Genomic DNA, 16834 nt, shown 5'->3' with positions numbered 1-16834 from the left:
TGTTAACAGTTAGCATTGTTCTGTCGCTTTAATCTGCATATATATTCAAATAATTATAGGTACCCGGTGCGCATATTTTCCCGACCGCCACTGCTTGTGTTGGCGGCCCTGATCCTGTGTTTGGTCGCAGCCCTGACTCTGGGGGTTGGCTTTCATTACGAAGGGCTGCAGCAGCGAGAACAGATCAGGGAGGAAACTCAGAGCAGGCTGAAGCTGCAGTTGCAGCGTATGTCCTATATTCTGCGTACCGCACTGTCCCGTGCCGACAGTCAGCGCATTCGCCAGGAGCTGGCCTTGCTGACGCTGGACTCCAACTTCACTGCCTATCTGATGGTGCGTCCCGGTGGCCGCATTGACTATGCCAACTACCTGATTTGGGAAGGTACCAGTGCCGGTGAGATGATCGCCGGATTTCGCAACGACTATCATCAACGGGCGCTGCGTCACCATGAAGTAGTCTTCGACTTTGACCCCAAACGCAGTCGGCTGCAGGCCTACTACCCGGTATCACTTGCTGATAATGACAAACAGAATCAGCAGCTTATTTTTGTTCAGTACGACATGACCCCGATTTTCAAACACCAGTATCAGGAGCTGAAACAACGGTTTTATGTGCTGTCGGTACTGGCGATTCTGGTGATCCTGCTGTCGCTTGGACTGTTGTATGTCGCGGTGGTGAGGCCGCTGCAGAGCATTGCCGCTGATGGCACCATGCGCGGCTGTCCGTCGCGGGAGATGAAACTGCTGCAAAAGAAGATGGGCTGGTATCGCCAGCAGCGGCAGAATCTGCAGGAGCGTCTCAGTGACAGCGAGCAGCGCTGGCTGTTTGCGGTGGACGGTTCCCACAATGGGATCTGGGACTGGAATATTCAAACCGGTCAGGTGTACCTGTCCGAGCGCTGGAAAGGCATGCTGGGCTATCGTCCGGATGAGCTGGAGTCCTGTTTCGAAACCTGGTCAGGACGGGTTCACCCGGATGATCTGCAACAGGTGCTCAAGGAGCTGAATCAGTTTATTGCCGGTGAAATCCCCGAATTTGAAAACATTCACCGGCTGCAGCACCGTGATGGTCATTTCGTCTGGGTGCTGGACAGAGCCATGCAGGTCAGCTGGGATATGCGTGGCAATCCGACGCGTATTATCGGTTCCCACACCGATGTGTCGGAGAGTATTCGCAACGAAGAGGCCATGGCCTATCAGGCCAATCATGATGCGCTCACTCATCTGGTGAACCGCAGTGCCATGATGGATGCGCTGGAGCGCTATCTGCAGCAGGCCAGTCAGCAGCCGCGGATTGCCGCCCTGTTTGTGCTGGATCTGGACAACTTTAAAACCATCAACGAAGCCCTTGGTCACCAGACCGGCGACCGTCTGCTGATTCAGGTTGCCAACCGGCTGTCGGGATATTTCTCCAACAATGCGCTGGTGGCCCGCCTGGGTGGCGATGAGTTTGCCATTCTGGCCTATGGCCTGGGACGGGACGGTGAAAGCGCCACCCGCCGTGCGCAGGCCATGGGCGGGGGGATCCGTCAGATCATGTCGCGCCCCTTTATGGTGGACCACCAGCCACTGACCATTTCGGCCAGTGTGGGGATTTGTCTTATCGAGAATGGCGGTCATACCCCAGAGAACCTGCTCAAATGGGCGGATATCGCCATGTATCAGGCCAAGCAGGATGGCCGCAATCACAGCTGTATTTACACCGAATCCATGGAGCACAATGCGCTGGACAGTCTGTGGCTGCACAATGAGCTCAGATATGCCATTGAGCGCAACCAATTCTCTCTGGTGTTCCAGCCCATCATGGATGCCCGGGGAGAAGTGGTCAGCGCCGAGACCCTGCTGCGCTGGTATCACCCGGAGCGCGGCTTTATCTCGCCAGCGGACTTTATTCCGGTGGCAGAAAACTCCGGCATCATTCTGGATATAGGTAACTGGGTGCTGGAAGAGGTATGCCGGTTTGTCACCCGCATGGCGCACATCCGGCTGTCGGTGCCGGCCATTGCGGTCAACGTCAGTGCCCGTCAGTTCAATCAGGCTTCGTTTGCACCCCAGTTATTTGAGCTGATGCAGCGCTCTGGCGTGACATCGGCGTCGCTGGAGCTGGAAGTGACCGAATATGCGCTGCTCAATAATGTCGATGCCATCAGCGAACGCATGAAGGCGCTCAAGGCCCATGGCCTGCACATCGCCATCGATGACTTCGGCACCGGCTATTCCTCTCTCAGCTATCTGCAGTCATTGCCACTGTCACGGCTGAAGGTCGATGCCTCGTTTGTGCAGAAAATCGGTGATGACTGCGCCTCCGATGCGATTGTCAAAGCCGTGGTGGACATGGCCCATTCATTGAATCTGGAAGTGGTGGCTGAAGGGGTAGAGACCCTGACACAACTGAGGTATCTGCAGTCGCTGGGGTGCGACTGCTTCCAGGGATATCTGTTCAGCAAGCCACTGCCGGAAGCCGACTTTATCGACTATATCCGGCAACAGCACAGACTGGTGGTGTAAGCAGGCCAGTGCCCGGCACCTCAGGGCTGAATATCAGGCCAGAAAATACCAGGCAATCAGCATATAACTGCCGATGGATGAGCCCACCACCGGATAGATGAGATAGCCATCGTCGGTGCGGCGGGCGCGGCGATAGCAAATCGCCACCAGCAGCAGATTGAATAACAGCAGCAACAGTGAGCTGATGATGCCGTAACGACTGCTCATGGAATGGATATTGAGCGCCAGCCAGATCAGCATCAGCCAACCCAGCAGGATAAGGTACAGAAAGACTTTTTGCGGGCCGTCAGGGCCTCTTCGATTAAACGTACTGGTCATAATATTTATCCTTCATCCATGAACAAACAGCTCATTCCCTTCTCTCTGGGAAAACGGTACAGACGCTTCTTGGCCCGTACCCACTTCATTGCTTTGAGCAACAGCTCATCACTGACATCCTGATAGCAGGCACCGTAAAAATTCAGCGGCCCCTGCACGTTGCGGCCATGGGTGATAATCACCGGCAGGCTGATGTCATCCATTTTCAGCTGCAACTGTTGGCCGGCAGTCAGCCGGCTGCTGCTGATAAGGCCTACACCACCGCGGCTGATGTCCTTGATATTGGCCACGCCAATGCGTCCCGGCTTCCACCACTGGGGATGCTCGAGGCTGACAGTGACGCCATCACAGGCCAGCAGCAGATCGGCGTCTTTACTCAGGCGCAGGCTGATCCTCGGATGTGCCCGTCGCGGATCCTGCCGGTCTTTGCTGCTCATCCTATTGCTCCAGCACCGAGGTCGCGCCCGGGTATCTGGCTTTGGGTTGATTCATCTGGGCTGCCTGGTGGGCTTTGGGCAGCATCTGGCCGGTCAGCAGACCGGTGAGTTCCTCGGCGGCCTCCCGGGTCAGCACCATAATTTCAATACGGCGATTTTTGGCGTGGTAAGGGTCTTGGGGGATCAGCGGCATCCGCGCCGCCATGCCGGTCACCTGCAGCAGCTGAGCCGGGGCGACGCCGCTGTACTCCAGGGTCTGGCGGGCGATCAGCGCACGGTCGCTGGACAGTTCCCAGTTGGTATAGCTGCGGCCTACATAGGGCAGCGCATCTGTGTGGCCTGAGATAGTCAGGCCGTTTTTCACCTTACCCAGCAGCGGTGCCAGCGCCATCAACAGATCTTCAAAATAGGGCTGCATCTGTGCCTGCCCCAGTTTGAACATGGCCTGTTTATCGCTGTCGTGAATGAGAATGCGTATGCCCTGAGGCACAACCTGCAGTGCCACGTTGGCGCCCATCTGCGCCGATTCGATTACCTGATCCAGCTCGCGCGCCAGCAGCTCCAGCTGGGCCTGAGTGGCAAACTCGCCGGGTACCAGTGAATTGAGTTTGGGGCCAAGGCCCGCCTTGGTCTGTTTTTCACCCTCAGGAACCCGCACATGCAGTGACGCACCGGCTTTGTCTGTGCCTGCGTGGTGGGTGGGTATCGCGCCCGGCTGCACCTGCATATTGCCCTGCAGATCAATCAGCGATGGACTGTTGCTGATGTCGAACGGGTTCATCTCACCGGCGGCAAACAGGTCGCCATTGATGTACTGCACCACCATTTCCCGCTCTTTCTGATCCGCCACCTGAATGATCCACAGCACCATAAACAGCGCCATCATGGCCAGGGTGAAATCGGCGAAGGCCACTTTCCAGGCACCGCCGTGGGCGCCTTGTTTGGTGCCTCTGGGGCGCTTGCGGATAATCAGGGGATCGCTTGGTACGGCCATCAGAAACGCTGCTCCATCAGCATCTGCTCCAGTTCAATAAAGCTGGGGCGGTTTTCCAGTTGGATCTGTTTACGGCCGGCATCAATGGCCTGCATCGGCGGTTTGCCCTTGGCAAAGGTCGACAGCATGGCGGCGATACAGCGCAGCCGGGTCACATCCCGCTCCACCTGATGCTCCAGCGCTTTGGCCAGCGGATCGAACAGGCAGTAGCAGGCAAAAATACCGATAAAAGTGCCCACCAGTGCAGCGGCTACCTTGACGCCAATCAGGGTGATGGGACCATCGATATTGGACATGGTGATGATGATGCCCATCACTGCTGCCAGAATACCGAAGCCCGGCATTGCCTCAGCGATTTTGGCAATGGCTTCCGAAGGCCGCAGGGCGTCATGTTCGATGCGGTGGATCTCCTCCTCCAGAATGGTTTCCAGATCATGGGCGGAGATTTTGCCTATGGATTGCAATCTGAGGTTGTCGATGAGGAACTGCAGCACCTGAGGGTGCTCCAGCACTGTGGGATACATCAGAAACAGCGAGCTTTCATTGGGATTTTCAATGTGGGCATCCAGCACCTTGAGCCCCTGTGACTGGATCTGGGTCATCAGCATGCTCATCAGGCCGAACAGCTGGGGATAGAGTTCAGGGTCTTCCTGCTCGCTCGACAGATTGCGGCACTGGCTGAGCATATCCAGAAGTACCGGTTTGGGGGTCGCGATTACCAATGCGCCCACGGCCGCACCGAAAATAATCAATATTTCAGCAGGTTGCCACAGTGCGCCCAGCAGTCCACCGGCCCATACATAGCCGCCGAACACGGACAGGATAATCACGATCAGTCCCACAAATTTATTCATCTGCTGTCACCTGTTGGAGTCAGCGCCACTCCTGATAGAGCCCGTTAAGCTGTTTGACGGCTGCTTTGTGCAGCTGGCAGATACGGGTTTCGGTTAGCCCCAGGGTGGCGGCAATCTCTTTTAAATTCAGTTCATGTTGATAATAAAGCGACAGGATCACCTGATCTCTTTTGGACAATTTGCGGATAGCGGCTTCCAGCGTCTTATGACGTTGAAAGCGGTCAATTTCCCCTTCGTCCTGACCCGGCTCACAGCCGATGGCCAGCAGATCATCCAGGCTGGCCATGGACTCGGCCTGAATGGCAAACAGGCGCTGCCGATAGTTCTCGGGCGACAGTGACAGGGCACCGGCCACTTCGGTATCCGACGGTGGCCGCCCCAGTTCGCGGGTCAACTGGCGCACTGTGTCATTGAGTTCGTGGGCCTGCTGGCGCACCGGCCGCGGACGCCAGTCCTGGCGTCTGAGTTCATCGAGAATGGCGCCGCGGATACGCTGACCGGCGAAGGAAATAAATCCGGGATCATAGTCACCGGGATAACGGCGACCGGCTTCCAGCAATGCCATCATGGCGATTTGCTCCATGTCCTCGGGTTCCATCATGGGGCCGCAGTGGCTGCGCAATGACGATACACAGCGTTTCACCAATGGCAGGTACTGAGTCATCAGCTGGGCTTCGCTCAGGCGTTTGGCTGAGTGCGCCAATGGCTCCTGATAGGCCAGTTGTTCCGCGTTCACCATAGTTTCTCCTATTGAATCACCAGCCGGGTAAACAGCACGTCGTCGATCTGCACCGCGAACTGGTTCTCTTTAAGTACCTGAGTCAACAGGCCTTTGGCTTCTGTTTGCAGCTGCTCCAGGTTGTCGGGCTGATTCAGCTCCTGCACCTGCTTTCCGGCAAACATCTTCATCAGCGAATTGCGCACCAGCGGGTCGGCCTGACTCAGCAGATGCTTGGCGTTGGCGCTGGAGGATTTCAGTGCCAGCTCCAGCAGCACATAGTGCTGATACTCCTCGCCGGGGACGGAAATAATGAAACGCTCCAGCGGATAGAAATTGGCGGCTGCAGTGGCCGCCTTGGGGTGCTCGAAACGTTCACCCAGCAGCTGCGGTGACTGCCAGCCCAGATAAAAGGCGGCACCCGAGCAGGTCAGGGCGATAACGGCGGTTTTAGCGTGCTTTTTGATAAATGACATAGGTTCTCCTGAGGTCAGGCGAGCAGGTTGAGGCCGCCATCCGCATGGGGCGACAAACCTGAATGGGGCGCTTCAGTGGTAGCGTCGGCCACAGTGGCTGAGGCCAGACGGCTGTCCTGTCGCCCGCTGGCATGCTGCTGACCCTGCTGTTCGCCCTGGCCGATATCCAGCTGAATATCGCCCTGATGATCCTGCGCCAGTTCGGCACGCAGGCGATCGAGGCCACTTTGCAGCGCATCGCGGATCTGGTTGTTGGCAGCATGCATTTGAATGTGCAGGCGATCGCCATCGAGACGGATATTCAGGTCGATTTTGCCCATATCCGGTGGGTCGAGGCGCAGCTCGGCGTGCTGGATGCGCTGATCCAGCTGGAATCTCAGCTGATCCCGCAGCGGCGGCAGTAACTCTCTGGCGTGCTGGGGCGCCGCGGCTGCGGCGGTCAGCGGCAAGGGGCCCCACTGGCTGATTGGCGGACGGGCTGTGGCGTCTGTCGCCGTGCCATCCACTGACGATGCGCTGGCCATAGCCTGCGACAGCGCATTGGCTGGCGCCGTATCGGCCGCTGAGCGCATCAGTGTGCCGCCCAGCTGAGACATGCCGGGCAGACCGTCGCCCGAGGGCAGACTGGAGGTTGCCGGGCTGGTCGACAGCCCTGAGCTGCTGAATTGTTCTGAGCCAAAAGGCAGCCCTGAGCTTATCGACAGCCCTGAGCCCGGAAACAGTCCTGAGCCAATCGATTGCCCTGTAGCGGACTGGCTTGTGGCCGATGGCTGAGCACTCATCACTCCGGATGCCGCCAGTGCGCTTGCCTGCGAGCCGGAATGTGCCGCAGTGACTGATCCTGCGGCTGTTGGCAGTTTGCCACTCAGCATTGCCATGCCGTTGGTCGTGGTCACAGCGCCGGCGGCGCTGGTTACTGCTGTACCTGACGGTGCCCCGCTCATCTGTGCGAAACTCAATGAGGCTGCTGTGTCTGCAATGGCGCCCTGCGGCATAGTCCGACCAAAGGGTGGCAGCAATCGCTCCGGCGTCAGTGCTCCCTGAGTCGCAGATTGCGGGTCAATATCTGCCTGCAAACCTGACCGTCCATCTGCCAGCGCGCCAGTTGGCGTACCAGAGTCGTCAGTTGCCACGCTGTGTGCACTTTGATGCGCATCAGCAGTGTCGTTGGCCTCTTCGGTCTCTGCCGGGCGGGAGGGCTGGCCGTCAGCGCTTTGCACCTGACTCTTGCGAGTTTCTGAGGTCTGAGTTGAGGCCTGAGTGTCTGGCAGGCTGAAACTGTCCTCCCGGCCACCGGCACTATCCAGCGCCGGTTTGACTGAGAGCGCCTGTCTGGCTGATGCCTGCGGACTCAACAATAAATCAATCGCCATAGGGGGAAGGGTATCCTTGCTGATGAGGGGCAGATGCCGGTTGCTGAGCAGGCTCTGCGGCTGTGCTCGTGCCAGTGCTCAGGGCAACTTTCTGGCTTGCGCCTGCGCTCAGGGCTGTTTCCAGGCTCAGGGCTGCTTTCGAGCTCAGGATTGGTACTGAGCTGAGGGCTGTCAGCTCATAGGCGGCCAGCCCGTCCTGATTGGCGCGAAACGCCTGCATGCTGCGGGCGAGCTCATCCTTATCCTGTTTAAGCCGCTGGATAATTGCCTGATGGCACTGCGCCAGCTCCTGTCGGGCCACCAGCTCGGCATGGCTTTGCGGTGCGCCGCGCTGGATCAGCGCATTGACCAGCTTGCGATTCACCGCCCGCAGCGCATCCAGATCGCCTTTGTCGGCGTGACGCACCAGCGCCTGCTGGAATTGCTGCCAGTAACGCACTTCTGCACCCTTGGGCGCGTGTTTGTTTGATGGGGAAGTCATGCCGTGCCTCAGTTCAGGTTTGCCCAGCCTTCCTGGATCAGGTTGATGACGTCCACCACCGGCTTGAGTCCGGCCGGATCGTTGTCGACACTGGCGCTGACCAGCTGGCGGCTGCAGTAGTCGTACAGACGATTGAGGTTGGCGGCGACTTCGCCACCATTATCCATGTCCAGCATGGCGTCCAGCCCGTGCACTATGTTCAGGCACTTGTTGATGCTCTTGCCTTTGTCTTCATAGGCCTTGCGCTGCATATGGCCGGCGGCGCGGGCCAGTTCTTCCTGCAGGCCTTCCAGCAGCATGCGCACCATTTCATGGGGATTGGCCGATGCCGCTCTGGCCTCGAGACTGGCCTGGCGGTAACCGCTGAAAGGATCTTGTTCATTTAGCATCATGGGCGATGTCCTCAGTAAAACAGCATGCTGGCGGAGTTCATTTCATTGATGGCGGATTCCATCGCAGTGAACTGCCCCAGATAAATTTGATATCTCTGTTCCATCAGACGGTTATGACGATCCATATTGTCTTCCACCCGATCCAGCTGGCCGTCCAGGGTGTCCTTCTTGTTATCCAGATAACCGTCAAACTTGGTGAAGGGGGTGATGGTGGTTTCCAGCTGATCGACCAGACCACCTTTAGCGGTGAACATCTCGGTCAGTCCGGCCGGATTGCTTTTCAGTGCGCTGGTGAGCTTGTCCGAGTCGATTTCCAGCTTGCCGCTGCGGGTCAGTTCAATGCCGATATCGCCAAGGCGCATGCCGTTGGGGGCCTCGGCAAACACTATGTTGCGCAGCTTGCCCTGCAGGGTACGAATGGTGCTGTCACCCTTGAGAATGCCAATCTGATCTTCATCCACCGAGGTAGGACGATCGTCATCCTTGTCCTCATCCTTGTCGTCTTTGTCCTTGTCTTTATCGTCCTCATCCAGCACTTCGGCGCCCATAGAGCGGGTCAGGCTGTTGATCTGATTGAGCAGGTCGTTGACGGCATCGACAAAGTCTTCCACCGCCTGTTCGCTGGCCTCATAGTCCGCCTTGATGCTGATCATGCTGGACTGGCCTGCGCTGTGGGCCTGCTTGAGTTCGATGTCCACGCCATCGATGACATTGGTCAGCTGGTTGCTGGCGCTGCTGATGTCGATGCCGTTTAAGGTGATTTGCGCATCCTGCGCCGCACGGCGTTCGGTCATGCCCCAGTCGGCGCCGTTCATTTGCACGCTCATATTGCTGGCGGCACCGGTTTCTTTGGAGGTCAGCATCAGTTCAACCTGACCTCCTGTGCGCACCAGGCTCGCCTGCACGCCCGGGTTATCCGGATGCTGGTTGATCATGTCCCGCAGGCTGGTGACCGTTTTGCTGCCATCGGCGTTGAGCACAGACATATCCAGATCCAGCTGCTTGCCGGCGACATTGATGCTCAGCACCCCGGAGGAGGGCAGCAACTCGGTTTCCGAGCTGAAACTCTTGCTCAGCTGGTGGGCCTGAGCCAGCTGATGAACCTGCATCTCATAGTCACCGGCCGGCGCATCCTTGCTGACTGTGATGGCCGCATTCTCACCGGTTACTTCGGCTTTCTTGGCCTCGAAGGCACCGTTTTCCAGCTTCTCCAGCTTGCTGATGATCTTGTCCATGGATCGGTCCAGCAGCTTGTAGGCATCGAGCTGATCCTGATACTTGGTCTTCTGTGCTTTGTAGAGTTGGTCCTTGCCCATGCGCTCGGCGGCGATCAGCTGCTCGGCGAATTGGGCTCCGCTCATTCCGGAAATCATGCTTGTCCTCCTGCGCTGGTTTGGACGCAGGCCATGGGTGGAGTCTGTGCTCTGCCATAGCAAGCCATATGCCAGCTGGTTGTTGAGTTGTAAGGTTCAGTTTTTTAAAGCAATTAATGCTTTGTTGGTGGCGTAAGGGAAATGCGGAATTTCCCCTTGGCAGAGGAAGGGGCGGAACCGAAATTTCCTGTGTTTAACCGCTTCCTTCTGTTTGTTTAAGGCGGCCATGGAGGGCTGGGTTTAAAGCCGGGATGAGACATTTATGGCGCAAGCGTGAAATAAAAAACGCCCTCGAAAGAGGGCGTTGCACACGATAACGGGAGGTATAAGGAGAAAGTGGGTCGCTTCGATGGGGTGAACCGACCCGGGCTCCAATTAGCCCAGCAGACCCATAACCAGACCTGTGTTCTGGTTGGCCTTGGACAGTACGTTGGTACCGGCCTGCACCAGCAGTTGGTTCTTGGTCATGGCAGCAGATTCCTTGGCGAAATCGGCATCCATAATACGACCGGCAGCAGCAGTGGTGTTTTCAGTCACGTTGGCCAGGTTGGACGCCGTGTGCTCCAGACGGTTGATGTTGGCACCCAGGTTAGAGCGGGCCGCACCAACGGCGTCGATGTAAGTGTCGATGGTGTCGATAGCTGTGGTGGCGTTGGCCTGAGAAGTCAGGTCACCGGTTACCGCTGCCGGGTCAGCCACGGTTACGGTCAGCTTTTCTGCGCTGCCTGCACCGATCTGGAAGCTCACACCGGCGTTCAGCTTGTCGAACAGGTTGTTACCTGCGTATTCGGTGTTGTTCATGATACGGGCAGCTTCAGTGGTCAGCGCCTGGAATTCATCGTTCAGAGCAGTCATATCAGCAGAGGAGTTCACGCCGTTGGCAGCCTGAGTCGCCAGTTCTTTCTGACGGTTGGCGATGTTGGTCAGCTCGTCCAGCGCGCCATCGGCAGTCTGCAGCATGGAAGTGGCGTCGTTAACGTTACGGCTGGCAGTGGTCATACCCACTACGTTGGCGTTCAGGCGGTTGGCGATCTGCAGACCGGCTGCATCGTCAGCGGCACCGTTGATACGCAGACCAGTAGACAGACGCTCCATGGCGTTTGACAGCAGGCTGTTGTTCTTGTTGACAGAATTCTGGGCGACCAGGGAAGAGTAGTTAGTATGTACAGACAGCATGGTAAGTCTCCGTTGCGAAATTATCTATGTCTCACAGAGAAAAGAGCGACAGGCAAAAACCAAACTGAATTTATCCCTTAAAATAATTTATAACTAACTGTATTTATTGGTTATTTAAAAGCTCTTTGGCCTGCTGGCGGCCGAGATTGGCCTGTGCCAGCAGGGCTTTGAGCTGACCGGCAAAGGGGCTTTGGGCGAACTGGGTGCTGACGGTTTGCAGCAGTTCAGCTTCAGGCGCGGCCGGTTGGGTGTGCAGCACTGTGCCCAGATGCTGCAACTGAGCCTGGGTCTGGCGGATCTGCTCACTCAGTTTGCGATACACCTTCTGCAATTTGATTTCGGTTTGTTTGAGTCCGGCAGCGCTGCTCAGATCCCACTCTCTGGGGTCCTGCCAGTGCAGTATCTCCTGCACTTTGATCTGCCGGCTTTCGCCTGCGGGCAAGCGGTAGCCCTGACCTTTGAGCTGCAGCCCGTCTTTGAGCAGTGGCCAGAGTGCCTCGTCACACTCCAGCAGGGTTTCCCGGCCATCTTCACTGCCCTCAATGCCGATGCCATGGGGCGCCAGCGCCATATTCAGCAATGCGGCCAGCTCCTGCGCCTGAGCGTTGGCCGGCAGCTGCAGGCTGAGCACCACAGGCCCATCCGCGGTGGGCAGTTGCCACATCAGCTGCTCATCTCTGGCTTTGGGCGTAGTCAGGCTGACTGAGCGCAGCCGAAACCGCCGGCGCTGCGGTCTTGCAGGATTGAGTCGCAGGCTGAACTGATGATCCAGCAGCGGCAGGCCGAGATAGCAGGGTCTGTTGCTGCACAGCTGGCTGCGCAGTTGCTCCAGTCTGGCCTGCGCCTGTGGCTGTTTCATCGCCTGCGGGATGAGGCTCAGCATCTGTTTGAGCGACCCGAGCAGGCTGTTTTGTGCCTGAATGGCGAGCTGGGCAGAGCTGACCCTGTGCTGGGCCTGGGTCATTTGCGCCCAGCGCTCGAAGGCGGTAGCACGAAACTGCCCGACACTGGCCTGGGCATTGGCTGATGGCTTATCTGTGCCGCTGAGGCTGGATTTGACGGTCTGGCTGACCGGAGCCAATTGTCCCGCCAGTCTGAGGGCATCGGATACGCCGTTGATCATGTGTGCTGATCCTAAAATAAAAAGGCGGCATCAGCTGATCGGGCACTGATGCCGCAAGAGAAGTCGGGGTTATACCAACTTGGTATAAGCTCAAAGGTGATTGAACAGGCTCAGCTTGCTGATTTTGACAAAGCTTTGCTGGGAGACCTGCAGCGCCGTTAATCGCATCTGAAACTCAGACACGGCGCTGGGGTAATCCAGCGCCTCGGTTTCGCCAATCACCTCTTCGTTAAACAATGCCATCTCCTCATGGGCACCCTTGGCCAGCTGCAGGCTGTTCTGCTTGCCACCGATATCGGTAATGGCGCTGTTGCAGCTGTCCAGGGTGTCATCCAGGGTGGTCATCATCTGTGAAATGACGTTATCAAAGCCGCTGTTACCCGGGCTCATGGCGGGATCATTGAGGGCGTCGATCAGGGCCTGGGTCTGATTCAGCAAATCCGTGCTGCCATTGGCAAACAGAAACTCACCGGCGGTGACATTGGCTTCGGTCCAGGCATTGGCCGAGGTCTGCACCTCTCTGTGGTTGTTGTCGCCCTGATACACATATTGGCCCGAGGCGTCTTTGGCGACCGCAGCGGTATTGGTTTTATTACCGGAAAACAGATAGTTGCCTGCCTCATCTTTGGCGTTGACGCTGTCGACCATGCTTTCCAGCAGCTCGGTCAGCTCGCTGGCATAGGCGGCTCTGTCTTCGGCCGAGGCGCTGCCATTGCTGGCCAGCAGCGAGATCTCGCGCATGCGGTTTTGCAGATCCACCATGCCGGAGAGGTAAGTTTCGCTGCGCTCCAGGCTGGAGGACAGGGAGTCGATATTCTTGATGTACTGCTCGGTGGCCGCCAGATGACGTTCACTGGTGAGCACCTTGACCGTGCCGATCGGGTCATCGGAAGGTCGCAGCAGTGCCTTGCTGCTGGCCATCTGCTGCTCCAGATGCGCCATGGTGCTCAGGGTATTCTGCATGCTGTAGATATTGGAGGTGTACATGTTCAACATGGCAACGCGCATATCAGTCTCTTCCGTTAGTTAAAGCTGGACAGCAGTGATTGAAACAGTTGGTCGGCGGTGGCGATGACTCTGGCATTGGCCTGATACGCCTGCTGATAGATGATGAGGTTGGCACCTTCTTCATCCAGATTGACGCCGCTGGTGGCGGCCCACTGGGTTCGGGCTTCTTTCTGCAGCGCCATGGCCGTGTCTTTGTCCATATCGGCCTGACGGGCACTGGAGCCCAGCTGACCCACTTTGGCGGCGAAGGCATCGCCCATGGAGGCTTTGGTGCCCAGCGAGTCAAAGCTGAACTCCTTGTCGGCCAGGGCAATTAAATCCTTGAGGTTGGAGTTATCCCCCGGGCTGCCATCTTTACCGAAACCCAGCATCTCGGGCTTGAGGTTCTTATTGATGCGCAGGCTGCCGGATGGATTGCCGGCCTCGTAAATGAACAGCGGCTCGGTGACCGGATTGCCGTTGAGATCTGTGCCTTGGGCCAGCACGGCATTCATCTCATCGGCCAGGGTAGAAGCCAGTTCATCGATAAAGGCCTTGGATTGGCTCAGGCTGTTGTCGCGGTACTCAATCAGTGAGCCCAGACTGCCACCGGCGGATTCATTCAGCGGAAAGCTGGCATCGCCAAAGCGGATTGCCAGTACGGATTTATCCGGGTTGGCCGCATCTGTGCTGTTTTGCAGACTGGCATGAGTGGTGCCGCTGAGCAGGGGCTGTCCCTGAGCCAAGGAGATATTGACCAGTCCCTGACTGTCGGTGACTACGCGGATATCCAAAAGGCCTGCCAGCTCATCGATGGCGGCATCGCGGGCATCCAGCAGGGAAGCAGGTGGTGTGCCGCTGGCCTGGGCGGCGCTGATCTCTTTGTTGAAACCGGCGATGTTCTTCAGCAGGGTATTCACCTCGCTGACCGAGGCGCCCAGTTGTCCTTCAATCTGTTGCTGCTGGGCATTGATGCCTTCGGCGATGGAGTTGAAGCGCTGCGCCATGCCGTTGGCCTCATTGAGTACCGCCTGGCGGTAGGCAATTTCGTTGGGCTGCTCCAGTGCTGAGTTCATGGCGGCAAACAGCTGATCCAGTCCCTTGGAGATATTGTTGCCCTCGGCGCCGAAGATCTGCTCTATGTTGCCAAAGTAGCTGTCCTGCACCTGGGCAAAGCCCACATCCGAGCTGGTGCGCCACAACTGGGCCACCTGATACTGATCCGAGATGCGCCGCACTCCTTCAATCATCACCCCTGTACCGGCACCATAGGCACCACCGCCCACTGAGCTGAACACCACCTGCTGGCGGGAATAGCCGGGCGTCATGCCATTGGTGGTGTTATTGGCCATGGTTTGCAGTGCCGCCATGCTGGCATTGAGGCCGGATAAGGCGGTGTTGATCATTTTCATTTCGGCTCCTTGGACACCCACGGCAGGATCAGCGCTGGCTGCATGGCGTGGGTGACAGGCTGTTGCTGGGCTTGTCCTCTATGCTGATTGAGAGCGACCGCACCGTCGCCGGACTGAAGCCCGGCAGCCAGTTGTGCGGTCATCACTTCGGCAAGACCGGTGGACTGCACCTGGCTTAAATGCCCGGCCAGCTCGCTGTCGTACCAGTCGCGGTACATGCCATCATTCTGCGAGGAAAATACGCTGTCCTCATCGGCCAGCACGTCGCTGGCGGTGCGCATCTGTTTGAGCACGGTTTGCAGAAACTGGGCTTCAAACTGCTGGCTGACCTGCTTGAGCGCGCCGTATTCGCCATTGCTTTTGATCAGGTCGCCGGCATCCAGTTTGCCCAGTACCCCCTGGTTATTGGTTAGTTTCATCAGATCACCACCAAATCCGCTTCCAGCGCGCCGGCTTCGCTCAGCGCCTGCAATATCGCCATTAGATCCATGGGTGAGGCCCCCATGCTGTTAACGGCACGCACTATCTCTTCCAGCGAGGTGCCTTCGGGCCAGATGAACATATGGCCATTGCCGGTATCTATATCCACCTTGGAGTCGCTGGTCACCACGGTTTCCCCGGTCGCCTGACCAAAGTAGCCGCCGTTGGGCTGGCTGACATTTTGCTGCTCTGTGATGGTGACGGTCAGGTTGCCGTGGCTGACGGCGGCCTTGCGCACCACCACATCGCCACCCAGCACCACAGTGCCGGTACGGCTGTTGAACACCACTCTGGGGATCTTGCGGCCCTGTGCAACCTGCACCTCTTCGAGCATGGACATAAAGGTCACCCGCTCACGTTCACTCTGGGGCGCGCGCACGCTGACTTTGGCATGACTCTGCGCCTTGGCCACATCCGGGCCGAACAGGCCGTTGATGGCACGCTCGATATTGCGGGCGGTGGTGAAGTTGGGCTGCTTGAGATTCAGGGTAACAGTGGCATTGTCGGCAAAACTGCTGCTGATGGCGGCTTCCAGCAGCGCGCCGTTGGGAATGCTGCCCACTGTGGGCACATTGATGGTGACTGAGGTGCCATTGCGCCCCTCGGCTGAGACGCCGCCCACCACCAGATTACCCTGGGCCACCGCATAGATTTCGCCGTCCACGGCGCGCAGCGGGGTCATCAGCAGGGTGCCGCCGCGCAGGCTTTTGGCATCGCCCAGCGAGGAGACGGTCACATCCAGCGTCTGTCCCGGACTGGCCAGTGGCGGCACAGTGGCAACCACGGCCACGGCGGCGACGTTCTTGAGTTTGGGGTCGGTGCCATCTTCAATCTGCACCCCGAACTGCTTGAGCATGTTGACCACAGACTGGCTGGTGAACTTCACCTGAGTTTTGTCGCCGGTACCGTCCAAACCCACCACCAGGCCATAGCCCACCAGTTGGTTGTCACGTATGCCCTGAACATCGACGATATCCATCAAGTAGCGCTCGGCGGCCTGAGTCGGTGTCGCCAGCAGGCTGATACACAGCGCCAGGGCGTAAAAAATTCGCTTCATAATCACTCTTGTCACAGTGGGAACCAGGGGCTGTTGAAGTAGCGGGCCGCCCACCCCATGGCATTGCTGTCGGCAATGGCACCCTGACCGCCATAGATAATGCGGGCATCGGCAATCCGCTGGGAGGAGATGGTGTTGGCATTGTCGATATCTTCGGCGCGAATAAGCCCAAGCAGCCGCAGATACTCATCCCCCTGGGTCAGGCGCAGCCACTTTTCACCGCGGATCAGCAGGACGCCATTGGGCATCACCTTGGCGACCGTCACGGTAATCGAGCCGGTCAGCTGGTTTTGCTGGGTGGTGGAACCGGCGCCGTTGAATCCACGGCTCAGCGAGCCATCGCCGCTGGCCGCCAGACTGCCACCGTCGCTGCTGCCCTGAATGCCCATGGACATCTCCTGCGACTTGCTGGTCTGGGTGTTGGCACGCTTGCTGGAGTAGGTTTTCTCTTCCAGATTTACGGTGAGAATATCGCCCTCCCGATAGGCCCGCTTATCCTTGAACAGGGTCAGCATATAGCCGGCACGAAACGCGCTGCCGTCTTTGGCGTCGGGCAGGGTGTAGTCAATGGCCGGCGGCGCCCAGTCCGGGGTGCCGGGTTTTTGCTCCGGCGCGGGAATATGGGAGGCGCAGCCCCCCAGTACCAGCAGCAGAAACAGTCCAACAAGCCGCATA

General features: G+C 57.9%; 18 protein-coding genes. 1 reads left to right on the top strand and 17 read right to left on the bottom strand.

Annotation, left to right across the window (positions count from 1 at the left end; translation table 11 throughout):
- Window positions 1-66: 66 nt before the first annotated feature.
- Window positions 67-2508, top strand: coding sequence for a putative bifunctional diguanylate cyclase/phosphodiesterase (locus ACRRUX_RS04805; RefSeq protein WP_432527716.1), 2442 nt, complete (start codon window positions 67-69; stop codon window positions 2506-2508).
- Window positions 2509-2541: 33 nt separating this feature from the next.
- Here ACRRUX_RS04805 and ACRRUX_RS04800 read toward each other — a convergent pair whose 3' ends face one another.
- The 17 genes from ACRRUX_RS04800 to flgH all read right to left on the bottom strand — a co-directional run bounded on the left by ACRRUX_RS04800 (window position 2542) and on the right by flgH (window position 16833).
- Entirely contained in the window at window positions 2542-2826 is a 285-nt protein-coding gene (locus ACRRUX_RS04800; protein WP_432527714.1) for a hypothetical protein, read from the bottom strand.
- Between the two features lie 5 nt (window positions 2827-2831).
- Window positions 2832-3263: a PilZ domain-containing protein gene (locus ACRRUX_RS04795; RefSeq protein ID WP_432527712.1), complete on the bottom strand. Its 432-nt coding sequence runs from the start codon at window positions 3261-3263 to the stop codon at window positions 2832-2834.
- A 1-nt stretch (window position 3264) separates the two neighbouring features.
- Entirely contained in the window at window positions 3265-4257 is a 993-nt protein-coding gene (locus ACRRUX_RS04790; RefSeq protein ID WP_432527710.1) for a flagellar motor protein MotB, read from the bottom strand.
- A complete protein-coding gene (gene motA, locus ACRRUX_RS04785; RefSeq protein WP_432527708.1) occupies window positions 4257-5111 on the bottom strand; it encodes a flagellar motor stator protein MotA in 855 nt (284 codons plus the stop codon). Before motA ends, ACRRUX_RS04790 begins: the two co-directional genes overlap by 1 nt.
- Before the next feature lie 19 nt (window positions 5112-5130).
- Complete coding sequence (locus ACRRUX_RS04780) at window positions 5131-5850, bottom strand: RNA polymerase sigma factor FliA (protein WP_432527706.1); 720 nt, start codon at window positions 5848-5850, stop codon at window positions 5131-5133.
- An 8-nt stretch (window positions 5851-5858) separates the two neighbouring features.
- Window positions 5859-6305: a flagellar basal body-associated FliL family protein gene (locus ACRRUX_RS04775; protein ID WP_432527704.1), complete on the bottom strand. Its 447-nt coding sequence runs from the start codon at window positions 6303-6305 to the stop codon at window positions 5859-5861.
- Between the two features lie 14 nt (window positions 6306-6319).
- A complete protein-coding gene (locus ACRRUX_RS04770; RefSeq protein ID WP_432527702.1) occupies window positions 6320-7678 on the bottom strand; it encodes a flagellar hook-length control protein FliK in 1359 nt (452 codons plus the stop codon).
- Window positions 7668-8159, bottom strand: coding sequence for a hypothetical protein (locus tag ACRRUX_RS04765; RefSeq protein WP_432527700.1), 492 nt, complete (start codon window positions 8157-8159; stop codon window positions 7668-7670). Before ACRRUX_RS04765 ends, ACRRUX_RS04770 begins: the two co-directional genes overlap by 11 nt.
- An 8-nt stretch (window positions 8160-8167) precedes the next feature.
- Window positions 8168-8548: a flagellar export chaperone FliS gene (gene fliS / locus ACRRUX_RS04760; protein ID WP_432527855.1), complete on the bottom strand. Its 381-nt coding sequence runs from the start codon at window positions 8546-8548 to the stop codon at window positions 8168-8170.
- A gap of 14 nt (window positions 8549-8562) precedes the next feature.
- Complete coding sequence (fliD, locus tag ACRRUX_RS04755) at window positions 8563-9924, bottom strand: flagellar filament capping protein FliD (protein ID WP_432527698.1); 1362 nt, start codon at window positions 9922-9924, stop codon at window positions 8563-8565.
- A gap of 375 nt (window positions 9925-10299) precedes the next feature.
- Window positions 10300-11100 carry a flagellin gene (locus ACRRUX_RS04750; RefSeq protein ID WP_432527696.1) on the bottom strand — a complete coding sequence of 267 codons (801 nt, stop codon included), beginning with the start codon at window positions 11098-11100 and terminating at the stop codon, window positions 10300-10302.
- A 103-nt stretch (window positions 11101-11203) separates the two neighbouring features.
- Entirely contained in the window at window positions 11204-12223 is a 1020-nt protein-coding gene (locus ACRRUX_RS04745; RefSeq protein WP_432527694.1) for a hypothetical protein, read from the bottom strand.
- Between the two features lie 90 nt (window positions 12224-12313).
- On the bottom strand, window positions 12314-13231 hold the full coding sequence (gene flgL / locus ACRRUX_RS04740; protein WP_432527692.1) for a flagellar hook-associated protein FlgL: 918 nt from the start codon (window positions 13229-13231) through the stop codon (window positions 12314-12316).
- Between the two features lie 14 nt (window positions 13232-13245).
- Window positions 13246-14622 (bottom strand): flagellar hook-associated protein FlgK, encoded by a 1377-nt coding sequence (gene flgK / locus ACRRUX_RS04735; RefSeq protein WP_432527690.1) that lies wholly within the window; start codon window positions 14620-14622, stop codon window positions 13246-13248.
- On the bottom strand, window positions 14619-15041 hold the full coding sequence (locus ACRRUX_RS04730; RefSeq protein WP_432527688.1) for a rod-binding protein: 423 nt from the start codon (window positions 15039-15041) through the stop codon (window positions 14619-14621). Before ACRRUX_RS04730 ends, flgK begins: the two co-directional genes overlap by 4 nt.
- Window positions 15041-16159 (bottom strand): flagellar basal body P-ring protein FlgI, encoded by a 1119-nt coding sequence (locus tag ACRRUX_RS04725; protein ID WP_432527686.1) that lies wholly within the window; start codon window positions 16157-16159, stop codon window positions 15041-15043. Before ACRRUX_RS04725 ends, ACRRUX_RS04730 begins: the two co-directional genes overlap by 1 nt.
- Before the next feature lie 11 nt (window positions 16160-16170).
- On the bottom strand, window positions 16171-16833 hold the full coding sequence (gene flgH, locus ACRRUX_RS04720; RefSeq protein WP_432527684.1) for a flagellar basal body L-ring protein FlgH: 663 nt from the start codon (window positions 16831-16833) through the stop codon (window positions 16171-16173).
- Window position 16834 lies beyond the last annotated feature (1 nt).

It is taken from the genome of Shewanella sp. GXUN23E (genome assembly GCF_050865035.1).
In the GTDB taxonomy this organism is placed as follows: Bacteria; Pseudomonadota; Gammaproteobacteria; order Enterobacterales; family Shewanellaceae; genus Shewanella.
The sequence above is the reverse complement of the archived record's forward strand: the minus strand, read 5'-3'. Positions and strand labels throughout refer to the sequence as shown.

Excerpts from the sequence above, each read along its gene's own strand:
- ACRRUX_RS04800 (WP_432527714.1), bottom strand. The coding sequence starts at position 2,826 with ATGACCAGTACGTTTAATCGAAGAGGCCCTGACGGCCCGCAAAAAGTC.
- ACRRUX_RS04795 (WP_432527712.1), bottom strand. The coding sequence starts at position 3,263 with ATGAGCAGCAAAGACCGGCAGGATCCGCGACGGGCACATCCGAGGATC.
- ACRRUX_RS04790 (WP_432527710.1), bottom strand. The coding sequence starts at position 4,257 with ATGGCCGTACCAAGCGATCCCCTGATTATCCGCAAGCGCCCCAGAGGC.
- motA (WP_432527708.1), bottom strand. The coding sequence starts at position 5,111 with ATGAATAAATTTGTGGGACTGATCGTGATTATCCTGTCCGTGTTCGGC.
- ACRRUX_RS04780 (WP_432527706.1), bottom strand. The coding sequence starts at position 5,850 with ATGGTGAACGCGGAACAACTGGCCTATCAGGAGCCATTGGCGCACTCA.
- ACRRUX_RS04775 (WP_432527704.1), bottom strand. The coding sequence starts at position 6,305 with ATGTCATTTATCAAAAAGCACGCTAAAACCGCCGTTATCGCCCTGACC.
- ACRRUX_RS04770 (WP_432527702.1), bottom strand. The coding sequence starts at position 7,678 with ATGGCGATTGATTTATTGTTGAGTCCGCAGGCATCAGCCAGACAGGCG.
- ACRRUX_RS04765 (WP_432527700.1), bottom strand. The coding sequence starts at position 8,159 with ATGACTTCCCCATCAAACAAACACGCGCCCAAGGGTGCAGAAGTGCGT.
- fliS (WP_432527855.1), bottom strand. The coding sequence starts at position 8,548 with ATGCTAAATGAACAAGATCCTTTCAGCGGTTACCGCCAGGCCAGTCTC.
- fliD (WP_432527698.1), bottom strand. The coding sequence starts at position 9,924 with ATGATTTCCGGAATGAGCGGAGCCCAATTCGCCGAGCAGCTGATCGCC.
- ACRRUX_RS04750 (WP_432527696.1), bottom strand. The coding sequence starts at position 11,100 with ATGCTGTCTGTACATACTAACTACTCTTCCCTGGTCGCCCAGAATTCT.
- ACRRUX_RS04745 (WP_432527694.1), bottom strand. The coding sequence starts at position 12,223 with ATGATCAACGGCGTATCCGATGCCCTCAGACTGGCGGGACAATTGGCT.
- flgL (WP_432527692.1), bottom strand. The coding sequence starts at position 13,231 with ATGCGCGTTGCCATGTTGAACATGTACACCTCCAATATCTACAGCATG.
- flgK (WP_432527690.1), bottom strand. The coding sequence starts at position 14,622 with ATGAAAATGATCAACACCGCCTTATCCGGCCTCAATGCCAGCATGGCG.
- ACRRUX_RS04730 (WP_432527688.1), bottom strand. The coding sequence starts at position 15,041 with ATGAAACTAACCAATAACCAGGGGGTACTGGGCAAACTGGATGCCGGC.
- ACRRUX_RS04725 (WP_432527686.1), bottom strand. The coding sequence starts at position 16,159 with ATGAAGCGAATTTTTTACGCCCTGGCGCTGTGTATCAGCCTGCTGGCG.
- flgH (WP_432527684.1), bottom strand. The coding sequence starts at position 16,833 with ATGCGGCTTGTTGGACTGTTTCTGCTGCTGGTACTGGGGGGCTGCGCC.